Annotated in this window: 15 protein-coding genes; 1 reads left to right on the plus strand and 14 read right to left on the minus strand. The window is 70.0% G+C overall.

Annotation, left to right across the window (positions count from 1 at the left end; genetic code table 11):
* Positions 1–2298, minus strand: a complete 2298-nt coding sequence (locus AB0I18_RS29680; protein WP_363108683.1) for a TraR/DksA C4-type zinc finger protein — start codon at positions 2296–2298, stop codon at positions 1–3.
* Positions 2299–2935: 637 nt separating this feature from the next.
* Here AB0I18_RS29680 and ileS point away from each other — a divergent pair.
* Positions 2936–6100 carry an isoleucine--tRNA ligase gene (ileS, locus tag AB0I18_RS29685; protein WP_363108684.1) on the plus strand — a complete coding sequence of 1055 codons (3165 nt, stop codon included), beginning with the start codon at positions 2936–2938 and terminating at the stop codon, positions 6098–6100.
* Between the two features lie 188 nt (positions 6101–6288).
* On the opposite strand, the gene AB0I18_RS29690 is transcribed toward ileS, so the two are convergent.
* The 13 genes from AB0I18_RS29690 to AB0I18_RS29750 form a co-directional block, all read right to left on the minus strand.
* Entirely contained in the window at positions 6289–7491 is a 1203-nt protein-coding gene (locus AB0I18_RS29690; RefSeq protein ID WP_363108685.1) for a DivIVA domain-containing protein, read from the minus strand.
* 55 nt (positions 7492–7546) lie between these two features.
* On the minus strand, positions 7547–7831 hold the full coding sequence (locus tag AB0I18_RS29695; RefSeq protein WP_055612103.1) for a YggT family protein: 285 nt from the start codon (positions 7829–7831) through the stop codon (positions 7547–7549).
* A 50-nt stretch (positions 7832–7881) separates the two neighbouring features.
* Positions 7882–8523 (minus strand): cell division protein SepF, encoded by a 642-nt coding sequence (sepF, locus tag AB0I18_RS29700; protein ID WP_363108686.1) that lies wholly within the window; start codon positions 8521–8523, stop codon positions 7882–7884.
* Between the two features lie 130 nt (positions 8524–8653).
* Positions 8654–9373 (minus strand): YggS family pyridoxal phosphate-dependent enzyme, encoded by a 720-nt coding sequence (locus tag AB0I18_RS29705; protein ID WP_363108687.1) that lies wholly within the window; start codon positions 9371–9373, stop codon positions 8654–8656.
* A gap of 6 nt (positions 9374–9379) precedes the next feature.
* On the minus strand, positions 9380–10117 hold the full coding sequence (gene pgeF / locus AB0I18_RS29710; RefSeq protein WP_363108688.1) for a peptidoglycan editing factor PgeF: 738 nt from the start codon (positions 10115–10117) through the stop codon (positions 9380–9382).
* Positions 10114–11310 (minus strand): cell division protein FtsZ, encoded by a 1197-nt coding sequence (gene ftsZ / locus AB0I18_RS29715; RefSeq protein ID WP_363108689.1) that lies wholly within the window; start codon positions 11308–11310, stop codon positions 10114–10116. The genes pgeF and ftsZ overlap by 4 nt, the downstream gene beginning before the upstream one ends.
* A 275-nt stretch (positions 11311–11585) precedes the next feature.
* Complete coding sequence (locus AB0I18_RS29720; RefSeq protein ID WP_363108690.1) at positions 11586–12407, minus strand: FtsQ-type POTRA domain-containing protein; 822 nt, start codon at positions 12405–12407, stop codon at positions 11586–11588.
* A gap of 24 nt (positions 12408–12431) precedes the next feature.
* On the minus strand, positions 12432–13520 hold the full coding sequence (murG, locus tag AB0I18_RS29725) for an undecaprenyldiphospho-muramoylpentapeptide beta-N-acetylglucosaminyltransferase (protein WP_363108691.1): 1089 nt from the start codon (positions 13518–13520) through the stop codon (positions 12432–12434).
* Between the two features lie 6 nt (positions 13521–13526).
* Complete coding sequence (gene ftsW / locus AB0I18_RS29730; protein WP_363108692.1) at positions 13527–14891, minus strand: putative lipid II flippase FtsW; 1365 nt, start codon at positions 14889–14891, stop codon at positions 13527–13529.
* Positions 14892–15040: 149 nt separating this feature from the next.
* Positions 15041–16468: a UDP-N-acetylmuramoyl-L-alanine--D-glutamate ligase gene (murD, locus tag AB0I18_RS29735; protein WP_363108693.1), complete on the minus strand. Its 1428-nt coding sequence runs from the start codon at positions 16466–16468 to the stop codon at positions 15041–15043.
* On the minus strand, positions 16450–17523 hold the full coding sequence (gene mraY, locus AB0I18_RS29740) for a phospho-N-acetylmuramoyl-pentapeptide-transferase (RefSeq protein ID WP_363108694.1): 1074 nt from the start codon (positions 17521–17523) through the stop codon (positions 16450–16452). Before mraY ends, murD begins: the two co-directional genes overlap by 19 nt.
* Positions 17520–18950 (minus strand): UDP-N-acetylmuramoyl-tripeptide--D-alanyl-D-alanine ligase, encoded by a 1431-nt coding sequence (gene murF, locus AB0I18_RS29745; RefSeq protein ID WP_363108695.1) that lies wholly within the window; start codon positions 18948–18950, stop codon positions 17520–17522. Before murF ends, mraY begins: the two co-directional genes overlap by 4 nt.
* A gap of 4 nt (positions 18951–18954) precedes the next feature.
* A complete protein-coding gene (locus AB0I18_RS29750) occupies positions 18955–20475 on the minus strand; it encodes a UDP-N-acetylmuramoyl-L-alanyl-D-glutamate--2,6-diaminopimelate ligase (protein ID WP_363108729.1) in 1521 nt (506 codons plus the stop codon).
* Positions 20476–20719 lie beyond the last annotated feature (244 nt).

A 20719-nucleotide genomic window follows, 5' to 3' on the forward strand; every position in this document is an offset into this window, starting at 1 on the left:
TCAGTAGCGGCGCTCCTGCTTCTGCTTGCACTCGACGCACAGGGTGGCGCGCGGGAAGGCCTGCATACGGGCCTTCCCGATGGCGTTGCCGCAGTTCTCGCAGAGCCCGTACGTGCCCGTGTCCAGCCGGTCGAGGGCGCGCTCGGTCTGCTCCAGCATCTCCCGGGCGTTGGCCGCGAGCGCCATCTCGTGCTCGCGTGTGATGTTCTTCGTGCCGGTGTCCGCCTGGTCGTCGCCGGCTCCGTCCCCTGAGTCGCGCATCAGTCCCGCCAGGGACTCTTCTGAGTGGGTGATCTCGGCGCGCAGCCGCAGCGCCTCGGAGAGCAGCTCCGCGCGCGCCTCCGTGACCTCGACCGTTGTCCAGGGGGCCTCACCGGGACGTACCGCCAGCTCGCCGGGCTCCGCCGCGGCGATCCGCGCTTTGGGGACCTCGGTGGCCTTCTTCGCCGCCGTGGCCGTGCCAGGAGTCTTCTTCGCAACCACCGTCGTGGCTCCCGTCGTCTTCGCGGCCTCGGCCGCATCCTCGGCCGCGGAAGCGGCCGCCTTCTTGGCCGTACGTGTGCTCTTCCTGGCCGTCCGCTTGGAGACGGCCCTCGCGGGGGCCCGCGTCTCGGCGGCACCCTCCTCACCCACGCCCTGCACGGCGGCGGCCCCGGATTCAGCGCCCTTCCCGGCAGCCTTCCCGCCCCCGCCCCTCATGACCGCACCACCGGCCTTCGCCCCGGCCGCCGTCTCACCCACTGCCTTCTCGTCAACCACTTCACCAGCCACCCCGGCGGCAGCAGCCTTCTGAGCAGCCTTTCCCGCAGAACCGACTTTCGTACCGACTCGCTCGGCAGGGACGCTCGCCGCAGCCGCCTTCTTCCCGGAGACGGTCTTCGCACCGGCCTTCTTCACAGAGCCGCTCGTCCCACTCGCCTTCTTCTCGGCCGCCTTCTTCGTGGAGGCAGCCTTCGTGGAAGCGGCCTCGGCAGAGGCGCTGGCTGTGGCCGCCTTCTTTGTGGAGGCGGCCACCGAAGAGCCACTCACCCTGCCCGCCTTCTTCGTAGGGGCGGATTTCACGTCGGCCTTCTTGGCGGAGGCGCTCGTCGTGCTCGCCTTCTTCGGAGGGACGGAATCAGTGCCGGCCCGCTTCGCGGGGGCGCCCACCGCACCCACCTCCGCCGTGGGGACGGATTTCGTGCCACCCCTCTTCCCAGAGACGCCAGCCGTGCCGCCCCTCTCCGCAGCGGTGACCTTCGCCATCGCGCCTTCCGAAGAGCCCCCCTTCGCCGCCGCCACCTTCACAGGAGGCGCCTTCGCCACGCCCGCCTTCGCCGCCGCCACCTTCACAGGAGGCGCCTTCGCCACGCCCGCCTTCTCCGCAGCGGCCGCCTTCTTACCAGCCCTCTCCGCAGCGGTGGCCTTCGCCATCGCTCCCTCCGAAGAGCCCCCCTTCGCCGCCGCCACCTTCACAGGAGGCGCCTTCGCCACGCCCGCCTTCTCCGCAGCGGCCGCCTTCCTACCGGCCCTCTCCGTAGAGGTCGCCTTCGCAGCGGCCGTCTTCACAGGAGCCGCCTTCGTATCGGCGCTCTTCGTAACAGCCGTTTCCATGGCCGCCCCCTTCGAAGCGTCCTTCTTCGCGACAGCCGCTTCCGTAGTGGCCCTCTTCGGGGCGACCGCCCCCTTCGTGGCCCTCTTCGTAGCGCTCGCCTCCGCACCGGCCTTCTTCGAAACGACAGGCTTCGACGCGGTCGACTTCAGGCCGGCCGCCTTCGACCCGGCCGACTTCGACGCCGCCGCCTTCGACCCCGCCGATCTCGTGCCGACAGTCTTCGTGGCCGCCTTCTTCACACCGGCAGCCGTTTCCACTGCGTCAGCCGCCTTCACAGCGCCAGCCCCCTGCCCGGCGCCAACTCTCTTCACACCGGCAGCCGTCTCCGCTGCACCAGCCCCTTTCACAGCGCCGCCGGTCCCCTCGACGCCCACGTTCTTCTGAGCCCCCGCCGTCTTCGGGGCCCCAGCCTTCTGCCTCGCCGCCTTCCTGCCCCCACCGGCCTCAACGCCAACCCGAGCCCCGGCCCCGGCCCCAGTAGCGCCAGTGGACCCAGCACTCCCCCGGACCGTCTTCACCGCCTTCGCGGCACCCCTCGCAGCCCCCTTGACGGCACCTTTCGCAGCATCCCTCGCCCCTTTCCCCGCCCCACCCGACGTGCGCTTCTTGCCGCTCACATCCTTGGCCGCCGCCCCGGCGCCATCAGCCGCCCCCATGGATCTGCCGGACGCCGACTGCTGTACGGCGGTCTTTTTCGCCACCATGGCCGCGGCCCCTTCACATATTGTGATCTTGCTCGCGAATCGTGCTGGGACGATAAATCGACTTGAGTCCCGCGGCAACGGGGCACGCCGCCCGATTCGCCCGCCCCGCGGCTACCGCGCGGCGAGTCTGCAAGCGTTGTGCCCAGCTCCCCGCCGGGTAATCCGCCGAGCCGGCCGTCCCAGGACGCAGACCCGGCCCCGTCGGCATTCGGGTCAGTCCGCACGCCTGCCCCACCCCGCGCGGGCCCCCGCCCGCGGACCCCGGAAAACCGGTCGGCCGCTGTCGGTCCGGCGCCGTACACTGGGCGGAGCGAGAAGCGTGGATGGGGACGAGTAGCGGCGTACGCAGCCAGGAGCGACCCGGGGACGGTGTGAGCCCGGGGGCCAGCGCGACGTGAAGATCACCCCGGAGCCGCCGGAAGAAAGCCGCAGCCGAGAGGCACGAAAGGCAGCGGTCGGTAGACCCGGCATCGCGACCCCAATGAGGGGGCTCACCGGCGCGTACGAGGCGGCGGAGGGCCAAGGAGGGTGGTACCGCGGGAGCGCGCCGCACACGGCGTACGTGACAGCTACTACGTAGCAGCACAGGCTCTCGTCCCTCCGGACGGAAGGCAGAAAGTCCGCCGGAGGAAGCTCGTTGAACACGCAGCCGAGTACACAGCCGCAGTACCGCCAGGTGCCCGCCCAGGTCGACCTGTCCGCCCTCGAGCACGCCGTGCTTGACTTCTGGCGCGAGCAGAAGATCTTCGCCAAGAGCCTGGAGCAGTCCGAGGGCCGCCCCGAGTGGGTGTTCTACGAGGGCCCGCCCACCGCCAACGGCATGCCCGGCGCCCACCACATCGAGGCCCGCGTCTTCAAGGACGTCTTCCCGCGCTTCCGCACCATGCGCGGCTACCACGTGGCCCGCAAGGCCGGCTGGGACTGCCACGGCCTCCCGGTGGAGCTGGCGGTCGAGAAGGAGCTCGGCTTCACCGGCAAGAAGGACATCGAGGCGTACGGCATCGCCGAGTTCAACGCCAGGTGCCGCGAGTCCGTGACCCGCCACACCGACGCCTTCGAAGAGCTCACGACCCGCATGGGTTACTGGACGGACCTCAAAGACCCCTACCGCACCATGGACCCCGAGTACATCGAGTCCGTGTGGTGGTCGCTCAAGGAGATCTTCAACAAGGGCCTGCTGGTCCAGGACCACCGCGTCGCCCCCTGGTGCCCCCGCTGCGGCACGGGCCTGTCCGACCACGAACTGGCGCAGGGCTACGAGACGGTCGTCGACCCCTCGGTGTACGTCCGTTTCCCGCTCACCTCCGGTCCCCTCGCGGGCGAGGCCGCGCTCCTGGTGTGGACGACGACCCCGTGGACCCTGGTGTCGAACACCGCGGTCGCCGCACACGCCGGAGTCACCTACGTGGTCGCGACGAACGGTGAGGAGAAGCTGGTAGTCGCCGAGCCGCTCGTCGAGAAGGCGCTCGGCGAGGGCTGGGAGACCACCGGCCAGTCCTTCACCGGCGCCGAGATGGAGCGCTGGTCGTATCAACGTCCGTTCGAGCTCGTGAAGTTCCCGGCGGACGTGACCACCCACTACGTGGTGAACGCCGACTACGTGACGACCGAGGACGGTACGGGTCTGGTCCACCAGTCCCCCGCTTTCGGTGAGGACGACCTCAAGGTCTGCCGCGCGTACGGCCTGCCGGTCGTGAACCCCGTCCGCCCCGACGGCACCTTCGAGGAGGACGTCCCGCTCGTAGGCGGTGTCTTCTTCAAGAAGGCCGACGAAAAGCTCACCGAGGACCTCCAGAACCGCGGCCTGCTCTTCAAGCACACCCCGTACGAGCACAGCTACCCGCACTGCTGGCGCTGCCACACCGCGCTCCTCTACTACGCGCAGCCGTCCTGGTACATCCGCACCACGGCCGTCAAGGACCGCCTCCTCCAGGAGAACGAGAAGACCAACTGGTTCCCGGACTCGGTCAAGCGCGGCCGCTACGGCGACTGGCTGAACAACAACATCGACTGGGCGCTCTCCCGCAGCCGCTACTGGGGCACCCCGCTCCCCCTGTGGACCTGCGACGAGGGTCACCTCACCTGCGTCGGCTCGCTCACGGAGCTGTCCGAGCTGACCGGCACCGACCAGTCGGACCTGGACCCGCACCGCCCGTTCATCGACGAGGTCACGTTCGCCTGCCCCCAGGACGGCTGCGGCCGGACGGCCACCCGCGTCCCGGAGGTCATCGACGCCTGGTACGACTCGGGTTCGATGCCGTTCGCGCAGTGGGGCTACCCGTACAAGAACAAGGAGCTCTTCGAGAGCCGCTACCCGGCGCAGTTCATCTCGGAGGCCATCGACCAGACCCGCGGCTGGTTCTACACGATGATGGCGGTCGGCACGCTGGTCTTCGACAAGTCGTCGTACGAGAACGTCGTGTGCCTGGGCCACATCCTCGCCGAGGACGGCCGCAAGATGTCCAAGCACCTGGGCAACATCCTGCAGCCGATCCCGCTGATGGACCAGCACGGGGCGGACGCGGTCCGCTGGTTCATGGCGGCCGGCGGCTCCCCCTGGGCGGCCCGCCGCGTCGGCCACGGCACGATCCAGGAGGTGGTGCGCAAGACCCTCCTCACGTACTGGAACACGGTCGCCTTCCAGGCCCTGTACGCGCGCACGTCCGGCTGGGCGCCCAGCGAGGCCGACCCGGCCCCGGCGGACCGCCCGGTCCTCGACCGCTGGCTCCTCTCCGAACTCCACGCGCTCACCGACCAGGTGACGCAGGCTCTGGAGGCGTACGACACCCAGCGCGCGGGCAAGCTCCTGTCGGCGTTCGTCGACGACCTGTCCAACTGGTACGTACGCCGTTCGCGTCGCCGCTTCTGGCAGGGCGACAAGGCCGCGCTGCGCACGCTCCACGAGGTCGTCGACACCGTCACGCGGCTGATGGCCCCGCTGACCCCGTTCATCACCGAGCGGGTCTGGCAGGACCTGATCACGCCAGTCACTCCGGACGCCCCCGAGTCCGTACACCTGTCGTCCTGGCCGGAGGCGGACCTGTCCGTCATCGACCCGGAGCTGTCGAAGCAGATGGTGCTCGTACGCCGTCTCGTGGAGCTGGGCCGTGCCACGCGCGCGGAGTCGGGTGTGAAGACGCGCCAGCCGCTGTCCCGCGCGCTGGTCGCCGCGACCGGGTTCGAGGCGCTGGACCGCGAGCTGCACGCGCAGATCACGGAGGAGCTGAACGTCTCCTCGCTGGCGTCCCTGAGCGAGGTCGGCGGTTCGCTGGTCGACACCACGGCGAAGGCGAACTTCCGCGCGCTGGGCAAGCGGTTCGGCAAGGGCGTCCAGGCGGTGGCCAAGGCCGTCGCCGAGGCCGACGCGGCCGCGCTGTCCCTGGCCCTGCGCGCGGGCACGGCGTCGGTGGAGGTCGACGGCGAGACCGTCAGCCTTGCTCCGGACGAGGTGATCATCACAGAGACCCCGCGCGAGGGCTGGTCCGTAGCCTCGGACTCCGGTGCGACGGTCGCCCTCGACCTGGAGCTCACGGAGGAGCTGCGCCAGGCGGGCCTCGCCCGTGACGCGATCCGCCTCATCCAGGAGGCCCGCAAGAACAGCGGGCTCGACGTGGCCGACCGGATCGCCCTGCGCTGGACCTCCACGGACCTGAAGGTCACCGCGGCGCTCACCGAGCACTCCGCCCTGATCGCCGACGAGGTCCTCGCCACGGACTTCGGCCAGGGTGCGGCGGACGACGCGTACGGGGATCCGTTCACGGACGAGCCGCTGTCGCTGACGTTCCGCCTCCGCAAGGCGTAGCAGAGGCACGGCGGAGGCGTAGCGGCAACCTCGAAGGCCCGGGCCCACCAAGGATCTTGGTGGGCCCGGGCCTTCGGCGTTGCGTGCCCGCGTACAGGCGTGCGGCGGTACGGCAAAAGGGCGGGGCCCCCGGAGAACCGGGGGCCCCGCCCTGAACGCTGCCGACGCCTAAGGCGTACCGGAGGCCGTCAGTTGTCGTCCTCGTCGATCAGGAAGCCACGCATCGGCGAGGGCGCCTGCTGCATGGGCGACGGGCCCTGCGGCCGCACCGGCGCCATCGGCTGGGTCATGGCCGGCGTCATCTGCTGCTGACCGCCGTAGGACGGGGCGGCGGGAGCCGGTCCGCCCATCTGCTGGCCACCGTAGGACGGCGCACCGGCCCCGGCCGGAGCCATGGACGGCGACGACGACGGCAGCGAGGCGGTCGCCGGCGTACGCGGCGGGGCCAGCGAGTCGTCGGCCTGGGTCTCCAACTGACGCAGCTGCGACTCCAGGTAGGACTTCAGACGCGTGCGGTACTCGCGCTCGAAGCCGCGCAGGTCCTCGACCTTGCGCTCCAGCGTGGCGCGGGCGGACTCCAGGGAGCCCATCGCGACGCGGTGCTTCTCCTGCGCGTCCCGCTCCAGAGCGTCGGCCTTGGCACGGGCGTCGCGCTCCAGACCCTCGGCGCGGCTGCGGGCCTCGCCGACGATCTTGTTGGCCTCGGAACGGGCCTCGGCGATCGCCTGGTCGGCGGTCTGCTGGGCGAGCGAGAGCACACGAGCGGCGCTGTCGCCGCCGGGGCCCTGGCCGGGCTGACCCATCTGCGGTCCGTGACCGCCCATCGGGCCACCCATGGGACCGCCCATCGGGCCGCCCATCTGCTGGGGCATCTGCTGCTGCATCTGCCCTTGCATCTGACCCTGCATCGGGCCGGGCCCCTGGCCCATCTGACCCTGCATCGGGCCGGGCCCCTGGCCCATCTGACCCTGCATCGGGCCACCCTGGCCCTGCTGGCCCTGGGAACTGGGACCCGCGGGCAACTGCGGCGCACCGCTGGGCAGCTGGGGCGGACCGCCCATGGGGCCGCCCATCTGCTGCTGCGGCGGGCCCGATATGCCGGCGGGTACGGGAGCACCGGGACCGCGCATGCCCTGCGGCGGGCCCTGCTGCTGTTGCTGCTGCTGATCCTGCTGTTCGGGCGGCTTGCGCATGCCCTGCTGTTGGTTCTGCGCGGCGGCGCGTGTGGCGGCAGCCAGCTTGGCGCGCAGATCCTCGTTCTCGCGGAGCAGGCGGGTCAGTTCGGCTTCGACCTCATCGAGGAAGGCATCGACCTCGTCCTCGTCATAGCCTTCTCGGAGGCGAACGGTCGTGAACTGCTTGTTCCGCACGTCCTCGGGGGTCAACGGCATCTCTTCACCTCAACGTAGTCGTCGGCATCGTCGGCGTTCGGCAAGACCGTATCGTTCACAGCCGGCTCACAACGGAGATCAGGATGTAGACGATGATCATCAGTACGAAGAAGGACAGGTCGAGCGCCACGCCCCCGAGACGCAGCGGCGGGATGAACCGCCGCAGAAGCTTGAGCGGTGGATCAGTGACAGTGTAGGTGGCCTCAAGAACGACCACCATGGCCTTGCCGGGTTGCCATGAGCGGGCGAACTGGAAGACGTAGTCCATGACCAACCGGAAGATCAGCACGATGAGGAAACACATCAGCGCGACGTAGAGAACCTGCGCAACCACGCTCATGATCCGTGCGTCCCTCTCCCCTGTTTCAGTGTCTTGTCCGGTCCTGCGTCTCAGCTCTGGTTGAAGAACCCGCCCTCTGCGATGCGAGCCTTGTCCTCCGCCGTGACATCGACGTTAGCAGGCGACAACAGGAACACCTTCTGCGTCACCCGCTCGATGCTGCCGTGAAGACCAAACACCAGACCAGCCGCAAAGTCGACAAGTCGCTTGGCGTCTGTGTCATCCATCTCAGTCAGATTCATGATCACCGGGGTGCCCTCACGGAAGTGTTCCCCGATGGTACGGGCCTCGTTGTAGGTCCGGGGGTGCAGAGTGGTGATCCTGTACGGCTCTCGTTCCGACACGACCTTGGGCATGATCACCGGTGCGTTCTTCTCCATGCTTTGACGTTCTTGTGTGATGGATGCCACGGGCGCGATCCGCGCCGGACGTCCTGATTCCGCGGACAGCGAAGCGGAATGCGACACGGGATCGCGCTGCACCGGAGGCTGCACCACTCGTACCGATTCGTCCCTTTGGGACTGATGCGGCTGGTGCGACTGATGCGACGGCTCGTGCCGTCGGCGGTCCCGCTCGGGCTCCGGGTCAAGCTCGGGCTCGAAGTCGTCGTCGGGGTCGAAACCCCTGCCGTCGTACCCATCGTCCTCCACGAGGCCGAGGTAGACCGCCATCTTGCGCATCGCGCCGGCCATTGCTCTGAGTCCTCCGCTCTGTGGTGGATCGGCTGACTAGTTGCCAAGTGCCCGCGATCCACGAGGTCGTACGCCCGCCTATCGGCGGTAATGACCATATTTTCTGCTGTGGTCCGACTTCTTGGCGACGTTACCCGAGCCCGGGGCGGACGCCGAGTACCGCGGTGCCGACGCGTACATGTGTCGCTCCGGCCGCCACGGCCTGTTCGAGGTCCGCACTCATCCCTGCCGAGACCATGTTCGCAGCCGGATGGGCCCGGCGCAGGTCAGTCGACAAATCCATCAGCCGCTCGAACGCCGCCTGTTGGCGCCCCGCGTACGGTCCGGTGAGCGGCGCGACGGTCATCAGTCCGCCGAGCCGCAGTCCCGGTGCCGACGCGACGAGCTCGCCCAACTCCGCGATGCCGTCGGCCCCCACACCGCCCCGCTCGCCCCGCCCGCCCTCGTCCGCGTCGAGGGCGACCTGGATGAGGCAGCTCACCTCACGTTCCACCCGTACCGCCTCCTTGGACAGGGCCGAGACGAGCCGGGCCCGGTCGACGGACTGCACGACATCCGCGTAACCGACCACCGAGCGCACCTTGTTGGTCTGCAGCTGGCCGACGAAATGCCACGAGAGGGGCAGCTCGGAGCAGGCCGCGGCCTTGGGCGCCGCGTCCTGGTCCCGGTTCTCGGCGACATGGCGCACACCGAGTTCCGACAGGATCCACACATCGTCGGCGGGATAGGTCTTGGTGACCACGATCAGGGTCACCTCTTCACGTTTGCGCCCGGCGGCCGTGCACGCCGCCGCGATGCGTTCTTCCACTTGCGCCAGATTTCCGGCGAGTTGAGCCTTACGGTCCGTCATGCCCCATCAGTCCAGCCAGACATAGCCCGCCAGCCGACCCGTGGTGCGGTCGCGGCGGTACGAGAAGTGGTCCTTGGACTCGAGCGTGCACACCGGAGACTGCTCCCGGTCGCGCACCCCGAGCCTTTCCAGCTGCGCGAGCACCCCGGCGGTCACGTCGACCGCCGGCGTGCCCCAACTGGTCTCGGCGTACGCCGCGGGCTCGACGGCCGCGACCTCGGCGCGCATCGTGTCCGGCACTTCGTAGCAGCGGCCGCAGACGGCGGGGCCGGTACGGGCGACGATCCGGGCCGGCTCGGCGCCGAGTCCGACCATGGCCGCGACGGCGGCGGGCACGACCCCGGCGACCATACTGGGCCGTCCCGCGTGGGCGGCGGCCGCGATCCCGGCGACGGGGTCGGCGAGCAGGACCGGCGTGCAGTCCGCGGAGAGCACGGCGAGGGCGAGTCCCCGCCGTGCGGTGACGACCGCGTCGACCTCCGGCACCGGACTATCTCCCCACGGTCCGTCGACCACGGCGACCTCGGCCCCGTGCACCTGGTTCATCCAGACCACGCGCTCCGGCTCCAGGCCCAGGGACCTGGCGGCCAGCTCACGATTCGCGCGTACGGCTTCGGGGTCGTCGCCGACCGCTCCGCCGAGATTGAGCTCCTCGTGCGGAACGGCGCTCACCCCGCCCCACCGGTCGGTGAAGGCGAAGTGCGCGCCGCCCGCTGTGCTCGTTCCGGAGCGCTGTCCTATCACTTGAGGAAGTCCGGCACGTCCAGCTCTTCGGCCGCGCTGTCCGAGTAGGTCCGCGACGGCGGGACCGGCGGGGAGACCGGGGGCAGGTCGTGGCTCACGGGCTCCTGGGCGGGCTCCGGCGACTCCTTCGGCGTGACGCTGCCGAGGGAGCCGAAGGACGGGCGGCTGTCGGAAGAACGTGCCGGCGTGGGCTCCTCGCGCTTGGCGGAGGACGAGCCGAGCACGTTGTCCCGCTTGGACGGCGGCTGACCGCCGTCGAAGCCGGCGGCGATGACGGTGACCCGTACCTCGTCGCCGAGCGCGTCGTCGATGACCGCGCCGAAGATGATGTTGGCCTCGGGGTGTGCGGCCTCGCTCACCAGCTGGGCGGCCTCGTTGATCTCGAACAGGCCGAGGTCGGAGCCGCCGGAGATGGAGAGCAGCACACCGCGAGCACCGTCGATGGAGGCTTCGAGAAGCGGCGAGGAGATCGCCATTTCCGCCGCCGCCACCGCGCGGTCGTCGCCGCGGGCCGAGCCGATGCCCATGAGGGCCGAACCCGCCTCGGACATCACGGACTTGACGTCGGCGAAGTCGAGGTTGATCAGGCCGGGCGTGGTGATGAGATCGGTGATGCCCTGAACACCGGACAGCAGCACCTGGTCCGCGGACTTGAACGCGTCAAGCACGCTGACCTGGCGGTCCGAGATGGACAGCAGCCGGTCGTTCGGGATGACGATGAGGGTGTCGACCTCTTCGCGGAGCTCGGCGATGCCGTCCTCCGCCTGATTGGCGCGGCGCCGGCCCTCGAAGGTGAAGGGGCGGGTGACCACGCCGATGGTGAGGGCGCCCAGCGAGCGGGCGATGTTGGCCACGACGGGCGCGCCGCCGGTGCCTGTGCCACCGCCTTCACCGGCTGTCACGAAGACCATGTCGGCCCCCTTGAGGACCTCCTCGATCTCCTCGCGGTGGTCTTCGGCGGCCTTGCGGCCGACGGCCGGATTGGCTCCGGCGCCGAGTCCGCGGGTGAGTTCCCGGCCGACGTCGAGCTTGACGTCGGCGTCGCTCATCAACAGCGCCTGGGCGTCAGTGTTGATGGCGATGAACTCGACACCCTTGAGACCGACCTCGATCATCCGGTTGATGGCATTGACACCACCGCCGCCGACACCGATGACTTTGATGACTGCGAGGTAGTTCTGCGGTGCTGCCACGTCGAAGGCCTCTCGCCTCGAGTTACGTGTCGCCGCCTCGCTGTCTCGCGATCCGACGACTGATGCCGAATGGGACGGTCCGAACGCCGACCCGAACCCTAACGCTGAAGTTTAGGGTTACCAGTGTGTCTGTTCCTTGGACTCTTCCGAACAGGACACTAAGTCGACAAGTGGCGCACGTTCAACGAACACGCCGAACCTCCCGTTTTTCTTTTCACCCTATGTGATCAGCCGTAGCGCTGCCCAACCAGGGTGCTGGCCTGCGCATATGTGCGTCAACTCCCCGATGACGCAGGGGCGGTGGGAACGCTGACGTCGAAGTGCCGCGCCTCCGGAGCGGCTTTCATGAGAGCGGCCAGCGTCCTGGCCTTGGCGCGGCCCTTCTCGCCGCTCCCCCACGCGACAGTACGGTTCCCGCTCAGCTCCAGCGAGATGGAGTCGTACGAACGGACCTTGACGACCTGGGTGTCGCGCGCGACAACGGCCGGAAGAGAACCCGCGACGCGAACCGCCGCACGCACCAGCCGGCCGGTGCCGAAGCGGCGCAGGCCCAGGGACCCCGAGGACTCGCCCACAGCCAATTCCAGTGCGGGCACCCCCTTCGGGGCCTGCGAAACCGTGGCATATCGCACGCCCCCGGCGTCCACTTCGGTGAACTTTCCACCCTTTTCGACAATGAGGACCGGAGTACGTTCGGTCACTTTCAGCCCGATTTCATGAGGCCAGGAACGGACGACATCAACCGAGTCAATTCGGGGCAATTTCCGGCGCAGTCTTGCCTCAATCACATCGGTGTCGACGGAAATCAACGGCGCTCCGACCGGAACGTCGGCCGCCTCCCGGACCTGCTCGGCCGTCAGAACCCGCGTCCCGGACGCCGAAACGCGCTCCACGCGCAGCCACTGCGAACCGTAGAGCACCCAGCTGCCGCCCGCACCGAGCATGACCACACAGACGAGCAGAATGACGAGCGTACGAGGCGCGGGAAGCCGCTTGAGGGCGGGCAGCCGCTTGAAGCGGGGCGGCCGGGGCGGGCCGGAGTCGGAATCCTGTCGGTCTTGCCGTTCGCCGCGTTCGGCGGCGGTCGGTCCGGCCACGCTCCCCCTGCCTTCTGCCACGCCCTAGCGGCGTGACGCGATCGCCTCGTACACCATCCCGACGAGCAGGTCGTCGGCGTCCCTGCGGCCGAACTCGGAGGCGGCGCGGGACATCTCGAACAGCCGGTGCGGATCGGCCAGCACGGGCAGGACGTTGCTCTGCACCCACTGGGGCGTCAGTTCCGCGTCGTCGATCAGCAGTCCGCCGCCGGCCTTGACCACCGGCTGGGCGTTCAGCCGCTGTTCACCGTTGCCGATGGGCAGCGGGACGTAGACGGCGGGCAGCCCGACGGCGGAGAGTTCGGCGACGGTCATCGCGCCCGCGCGGCAGAGCATCATGTCGGCCGCGGCGTACGCGAGGTCCATCCGGTCCACGTACGGTACCGGGATGTACGGGGGCATCCCCGGCATCTGCTGGACGTACGGCAGTTCGTTCTTCGGGCCGACCGCGTGCAGGATCTGGATGCCGGCCTGCTGGAGGTACGGAGCGGCCTGCTGGATCACCTCGTTGAGGCGGCGGGCGCCCTGCGAGCCGCCCGAGACCAGCAGGGTCGGCAGGGCGGGGTCGAGCCCGAAGGCGGCGCGCGCCTCGGGGCGTACGGCCGCCCGGTCCAGCGTCGAGATGGAGCGGCGCAGCGGGATGCCGATGTAGCGGGCGCCGCGGAGCTTGCTGTCCGGGGTGGAGACGGCGACCTGGGCCGCGTACCGCGAACCGATCTTGTTGGCGAGGCCCGGCCGGGCGTTGGCCTCGTGGATGACGATCGGGACGCCGAGGCGCTTGGCCGCGAGGTACCCGGGCAGGGCCACATAGCCGCCGAAGCCGACGACCGCGTCCGCCTTGGTGCGCTCCAGGATCTGCTCGGCCGCCTTGATGGTGCCGCGCAGCCGTCCGGGGACGGTGATCAGCTCCGGGGTGGGCTTGCGGGGCAGCGGCACGGCGGGAATCAGCGCGAGTTCATAACCCCGCTCGGGTACGAGACGGGTCTCGAGTCCGCGCTCCGTGCCCAGGGCCGTGATTCCCACGGTCGGGTCCTGCCTGCGCAGGGCGTCCGCGAGGGCGAGCGCCGGCTCGATGTGGCCGGCGGTCCCCCCGCCGGCGAGTACGACATGCACCGAAATTCACCGCTCTCCGGACGAACGCGCCGCCGAGGCACGCCGTCTCATCGTGTTCCACTTCCGAGCACCCCGTTGTGACCCGGGGCCTCTCCCCGCAGCCCGCTTTCTGTCAAAGCGGGTCTGCCGCATCGCGAGCGCCGCCCGTGCAGCGGGATCCTCCCGTGCGAAGGCGATCAGCAGACCGATGGCGAACATGGTCGGCAGCAGGGCGGAACCCCCGTAGGAGAACAGCGGGAGCGGGACACCGGCGATCGGCAGCAGGCCGAGCACCGCACCCATGTTGATCACGGCCTGGGCCGTGATCCAGGTGGTCACGCCTCCCGCGGCATACCTCACGAAGGGGTCCTCCGTGCGTCCGGCCACGCGGATACCCGCATAGCCTAGAGCCGCGAAGAGGGCGAGCACCGACAGCGTCCCGGCCAAGCCCAGTTCCTCACCGGTGATGGCGAAGATGAAGTCGGTGTGGGCTTCGGGCAGTTGTCCCCATTTTTCCACACTCGCGCCGAGCCCGGAGCCGAAGAGACCGCCGGAGGCCAGGGCGTAGATGCCGTGCACGGCCTGCCAGCAGCTGTCGCCGGGACCGGGTTCGGTGGCGCCGATGCAGGAGAGCCGTGCCATGCGGTTCGGGCTGGTCTTGATGAGGATCACGCCGATCGTCGCGGCGACGGCGAGCACGCCGGCGAAGAGCCGCGTCGGCGCTCCCGCGAGCCACAGCAGCCCGAACAGGATCGCGGTGAGGATGATCGCCGTGCCCATGTCGCCGCCGAGCATGATCAGCCCGAGCAGCATGAAGGCCACCGGAACGAGCGGCACCAGCATGTGCTTCCACTGGGTCAGCAGCCGCTTGTCCTGTTTGCGGGCGAGCAGATCGGCTCCCCACAGGACGAGCGCGAGCTTGCCGAACTCGCTGGGCTGGAGCTGGAAGGGGCCGGCGACCGAGATCCAGTTCTGGTTGCCGTTCACCGCCACTCCTATCCCCGGCACCTGCACCAGCACCATCAGGAAGACCGAGCCCAGGAGCATCGGATACGCCAGCGCCCGGTGCAGCTTCACCGGCATACGCATGGCGATCAGGAGCAGCACACTCCCGATCACGGCCGCGAGGAACTGCTTGCGGAAGAAGTAGGACCCCGGCAGGGACAGCTGCAGCGCGGTGATCTGCGAGGCCGAGTACACCATCACGAGACCGAGCACGGTGATCAGCAGGCTGCCGCCGAGGATCAGGTAGTACGCCGTCAGCGGCCGGTCCCAGGCGCGGCGGGCGTTGGCGTAGAGGCGGCGTACGGGGTTGTCGCGCGGCGGGCGCGGCGCGGCCGGCCGTCTCGCGGCCCGCTGGACCGGGGGGCGGCCGGTACGGCTACTCGGCATCGGCGGCACCTCCCGCACCCCAGGAGGGCCTCCTGCGGGGCGACGGTGGTCCGCCACCGGCCGTCAGTCGCATGCGAAGCACCGACCACGATGGCGTCACGCGTCCCTCCCAAGGGTCCCGGGCGCCCCCGACCGGCTCAGACCCGCCGTCAGGCGCTGGCGGCGCCGAGTTCGCGGACGGCTTCCGCGAACATGTCACCGCGCTGGTTGTAGTTGACGAACATGTCCATGGAGGCACAGGCCGGAGCCATCAGCACCGTGTCGCCCGGGCGGGCGAGGCGCGCGGCCTCCCGGACCGCCGCGAGCATCGCCCCAGTGTCGGTCCGGTCGAGGTCGACCACGGGTACTTCGGGCGCGTGTCGCGCGAGCGCTTCCCGGATGAGAGCCCGGTCGGCACCGAACAGGACGACCCCGCGCAGTCGGTCCGCCGACTTGGCGACCAGCTCGTCGAAGGTCGCGCCCTTGGCGAGTCCGCCCGCCATCCACACGATCGACTCGTACGCCGCCAAAGAGGCTTCCGCGGCATGGGTGTTGGTGGCCTTGGAGTCGTCGACGTACGCCACCCCGGCCACGTCTGCCACGTACTCGATGCGGTGCGGGTCGGGACGGAAGGCCCGCAGCCCGTCGCGTACGGCCGCGGCGGGCACGCCGAAGGCGCGGGCCAGGGCCGCCGCCGCGAGGGCGTTGGCGATGTTGTGCGGGGCCGGCGGGTCGACATCCGCGGTCTCGGCGAGCTCCTGGGCCTGCTTGTGCCGGTCCTCGACGAAGGCGCGGTCGACCAGGATGCCCTCCACGACGCCGAGTTGGGAGGGGCCGGGTGTACCGAGCGTGAAGCCGACCGCCCGGCAGCCCTCCTCGACGTCCGCCCCGCGCACCAGGTCCTCGGTGGCCTTGTCGGCCGCGTTGTACACGCAGGCGACCCGATTGCCCTCGTAGACACGGCCCTTGTCGGCGGCGTACGCCTCCATGGAGCCGTGCCAGTCGAGGTGGTCGGGGGCCAGGTTCAGGACGGCGGCGGAGTGGGCGCGCACGGACGGGGCCCAGTGGAGCTGGTAGCTGGAGAGCTCGACCGCGAGGACGTCATAGGGCTCTTCGCTCAGCACCACGTCGAGCAGCGAGACCCCGATGTTGCCGACGGCGGCCGTGCGCAGGCCTGCCGCCTCCAGGATCGAGGCGAGCATCCGCACGGTCGTGGTCTTGCCGTTGGTGCCGGTGACTGCGAGCCAGGGCGCGGCATCGGGGCCGCGCAGCCGCCAGGCGAGTTCGACGTCGCCCCAGACCGGGACGCCCGCCTCGGCGGCCGCGGTGAACAGCGGCTTGTCCGGCTTCCAGCCGGGCGTGGTGACGATGAGCTCGGTGCCTTCGGGCAGGGTGGCCCCGTCACCGAGGCGCACGGTGACGCCGAGTGCCGCCAGGTCCGCGGCCTGGGCCCGGGAGCGCTCGTCGTCGCCGTCGTTGACGACCGTGACGACCGCGCCGAGGCCGGCCAGCACCCGGGCCGCCGGGATGCCGGAGACGCCGAGTCCGGCGACGGTGACGTTCTTCCCCTGCCAGTCGGTCACTTCTGGGCTGCCCATCCCGCGTAGAAGAGGCCGAGACCGACGATCACGCACATGCCCTGGATGATCCAGAAGCGGACCACCACAAGGACTTCGGACCAGCCCTTGAGTTCGAAGTGGTGCTGAAGCGGCGCCATCCGGAAGACGCGCCTGCCGGTGAGGCGGAAGGAGCCGACCTGGATGACGACCGACATGGTGATCAGGACGAAGAGACCGCCGAGCAGCGCGACCAGCAGTTCGGTGCGCGAGCAGATGGCGAGACCGGCCAGCGCGCCGCCGAGCGCCAGGGAACCGGTGTCCCCCATGAAGATCTTGGCGGGCGAGGTGTTCCACCACAGGAAGCCGAAGCAGGAGCCCATCAGGGCCGCGGCGACGACGGCGAGGTCCAGCGGATCTCGTACTTCGTAGCAGGCGGCCGGGTTGGTCAGGGTCAGCGCGTTGGCGCAGGACTCCTGGAACTGCCAGACGCCGATGAAGGTGTAGGCGCCGAACACCATCGTCGCGGCGCCGGTGGCCAGGCCGTCCAGACCGTCCGTCAGGTTCACGCCGTTCGACATCGCGAGGATCATGAACAGCGCCCAGACCACGAACAGCACCGGGCCGATGGACCAGCCGAAGTCCTGCACGAAGGAGAGCTTGGTGGAGGCCGGGGTGTTGTTGCGGTTGTCGGCGAACTGCAGTGCGAGGACCGCGAAGGTGATGCCGACGATCAGCTGGCCGGCCATCTTCGCCTTGGCCCGCAGACCGAGCGAACGCCGCTTGACGATCTTGATGTAGTCGTCCAGGAAGCCGACCACGCCCATGCCCGCCATCAGGCCGAGCACCAGCAGACCGGAGAACGTCGGCGGCTTGCCGGTGATCACCTTGCTGAGGAAGTACGCCAGCAGCGTGGCCAGGATGAAGGCGATACCGCCCATGGTCGGCGTACCGCGCTTGGCGTGGTGCTCGCGCGGGCCGTCGTCGCGGATGTACTGGCCGTAGCCCTTGCGTGCCAGCAGCTTGATCAGCAGCGGGGTGCCGATCAGCGTCAGAAAGAGACCAATGACTCCCGCGAACAGGATCTGGTTCATCATCGGGCGGAAACCTCACCCTCGGCACCGCCGTCGAGCAGCGCCTGCGCCACCCGTTCGAGCCCGACCGACCGGGACGCCTTCACGAGCACGACGTCTCCCGGGCGCAACTCGCTGCGCAATAGGTCGACAGCCGCCTGTGCGTCGGACACGTGCACCGACTCCTCACCCCACGAACCCTCGTTATATGCGCCCAGTTGGAGCCAGGACGCTTCCCTGCCCCCGACCGCGACGAGCTTGCTGACGTTGAGCCGGACGGCGAGCCGCCCGACCGCGTCGTGCTCGGCGAGCGCCTCGTCCCCGAGCTCGGCCATCGGACCGAGCACCGCCCATGTACGGCCCCCCTGTGCCTGTGTGGCCTTGCCCATCGCCACGAGCGCGCGCAGGGCGGCTCGCATGGACTCGGGGTTCGCGTTGTAGGCGTCGTTGACGACCGTCACGCCGTCCGGGCGCTCGGTGACCTCCATGCGCCAGCGGGAGAGGGTGCCCGCCTCGGAGAGCGCGGTGGCGATCTCGTCTGCGGACATGCCCAGCTCATGGGCGACGGCGGCCGCGGCGAGCGCGTTCGACACGTGATGCTCACCGTACAGGCGCATGGTCACGTCGCTGTACCCGGAGGGTGTGTGAAGGCTGAACGACGGCTGTCCACTCGCCGTGAGCTGCACGTTCTCAGCCCGTACGTCCGCTTCGCCGGACTCTCCGAAGAGGAGCACGCGGGCCTTCGTACGCGATGCCATGGCCCGTACGAGGGGGTCGTCGGCGTTCAGGATCGCCGCGCCGCCGGCCTCCGCCGACGGCAGGCCCTCCACCAACTCGCCCTTTGCCTGGGCGATTTGCTCGCGGCCGCCGAACTCGCCGATGTGAGCGGTGCCGACGTTGAGGACGACGCCGATCTTCGGGGGCGTCAGATCCGTGAGGTACCGGATGTGTCCGAGGCCGCGGGCGCCCATCTCCAGGACCAGGAACCGGGTTTCCTCGGTGGCGCTGAGGGCCGTGAGCGGCAGCCCGATCTCGTTGTTGAACGAGCCCGGCGTGTAGACCGTCGGCGCCTTGCGCCGCAGCACCTGGGCGATCAGGTCCTTGGTGCTGGTCTTGCCCGCGGAACCGGTGAGGGCCACCAGGGTCGCGCCGAGCCGCTCGACGACATGGCGTGCGAGGGCCCCGAGGGCCGTCTGGACGTCGTCCACGACGATCGCGGGGACTCCGACGGGCCGCGAGGCCAGGACGGCCGTGGCGCCGGCCGCGACGACGGCCGCGGCGAAGTCGTGGCCGTCCACGTGCTCGCCCACGAACGCGACGAAGAGGCTGCCTGGCTCCACCTCACGGGAGTCTCTGACGACCCGTCCGGTGACCTGGACCGACGGATCCGGTATGTCGTGTGTCTGCCCGCCGACGACTGAGGCGATCTCGGCGAGAGAGAGGGCGATCACAAGTTCATCCCTGGGTCTTCTGGATAGCTTCGCGAAGCACCTGGCGGTCGTCGAAGGGACGGACCACTCCGGCGATGTCCTGGCCCTGCTCGTGGCCCTTGCCCGCGACCAGCACGGTGTCGCCCGGCTGTGCGCGGGCGACGGCCGCCTCGATCGCGGCGGCCCGGTCCTCGAAGACCTGGACCTCTCCGCGCTCGTGCGCCGGCACCTCGGCGGCGCCGGCGAGCATCGTGGCGAGGATCGCGAGGGGGTCCTCGCCGCGGGGGTTGTCTGCGGTCAGTACGGCGGTGTCGGCGAGCCGGGCCGCGGCGGCGCCCATCGGCATCCGCTTGGTCTTGTCCCGGTCGCCGCCGCAGCCGAGCACGATGTGGAGCTTGCCCTCGGTGACCTTGCGCAGGGCGCGCAGGACCGATTCGACGGCGTCCGTCTTGTGGGCGTAGTCGACGACCGCGAGGTACGGCTGTCCTGCGTCCACGCGCTCCAGGCGGCCCGGCACGCCCGGTACGGCGGCGATGCCGTCGGCCGCGGTCTGCGGGTCGAGCCCGGCGACGGCGAGGGCGACGATCGCGGCGAGCGTGTTGGCGACGTTGAAGGGGCCCGCGAGCGGCGACTTGGCGGTGATCCGCTCGCCCTTGGGGCCGACCGCGACGAAGACCGAGTCCATCGGACCGACCTGGACGTCCTCGGCGCGCCAGTCGGCGTCCGGGTGTCCTTCGGCGGAAAACGTCACTACGGGGACGGCGGCTTCCTTGGCGAGCCTCCGCCCGTACTCGTCGTCAAAGTTGACTACGGCACGCTTGCTGCGTTTCGGCGTGAACAGCTGCGCCTTGGCCCGGAAGTAGTCCTCCATGTCGGAGTGGAACTCCATGTGTTCCGGGCTGAGGTTGGTGAAGACCGCGATGTCGAAGACGCAGGCGTCGACCCGGCCGAGGACCAGGGCGTGGCTGGAGACCTCCATGGCGACCGCGTCGACGCCCCGCTCGCGCATGACGGCGAAGAGCGCCTGGAGGTCGGTGGCCTCGGGGGTGGTGCGTTCCGACTTGATGCGCTCGTCGCCGATGCGCGTCTCGACGGTACCGATCAGTCCGGTGCTGCGGACCGTCTTGAGGCCGCCCTCGACGAGGTACGCCGTCGTGGTCTTGCCGGAGGTGCCGGTGATGCCGATCTGGAGCAGGTCGGGCCCGGGGTGGTCGTAGATCGCCGCCGCGAGCTGGCCCATGCGGCCGCGCGGGTCGTCGACCACCAGGACCGGCAGGCCCGTCGCGGCGGCGCGCTCGGCGCCGGCCGGGTCGGTCAGCACGGCGACGGCTCCGAGGCCGGCCGCCTGCGTCACGAAGTCGGCGCCGTGCAGCCGGGCTCCGGACAGCGCGGCGTAGAGGTCGCCGGGCCGCACCGCGCGCGAGTCATGGGTGATGCCCGTGACCTCGGCGGCACTGCCGGGCTTTTCGACGCCCAGCTGATCGGCGAGCTCCGCCAGGGGTGTGGCGGAGTTCCGAGCCGGTCGGGGCGGCCCCGGATATGTCACAGGAACGCCCTTCTGGGTGGTTTGGGACTGATCAGCGTCTGACACGGCGGTGAGCGTACCGGGCGCACCCCCGCGGGAGCCAAAGGGGAGCCCGCGCGGAGCACGGCCGGGCGGGCCCGGCGGTGGTCGGCCGGCGGGCGAGGAGCGCGCCGGGCCGTGGTTCCCGGGGTCGGGAGTGATCGTTGTCACGAGCTGGTTCCTGGTCGGTGTTCCGGGTGCTGGCGCTGGGCGGTCCTGTCGGTGC

The organism is Streptomyces sp. NPDC050704 (genome assembly GCF_040654355.1).
Taxonomy (GTDB): domain Bacteria; phylum Actinomycetota; class Actinomycetes; order Streptomycetales; family Streptomycetaceae; genus Streptomyces.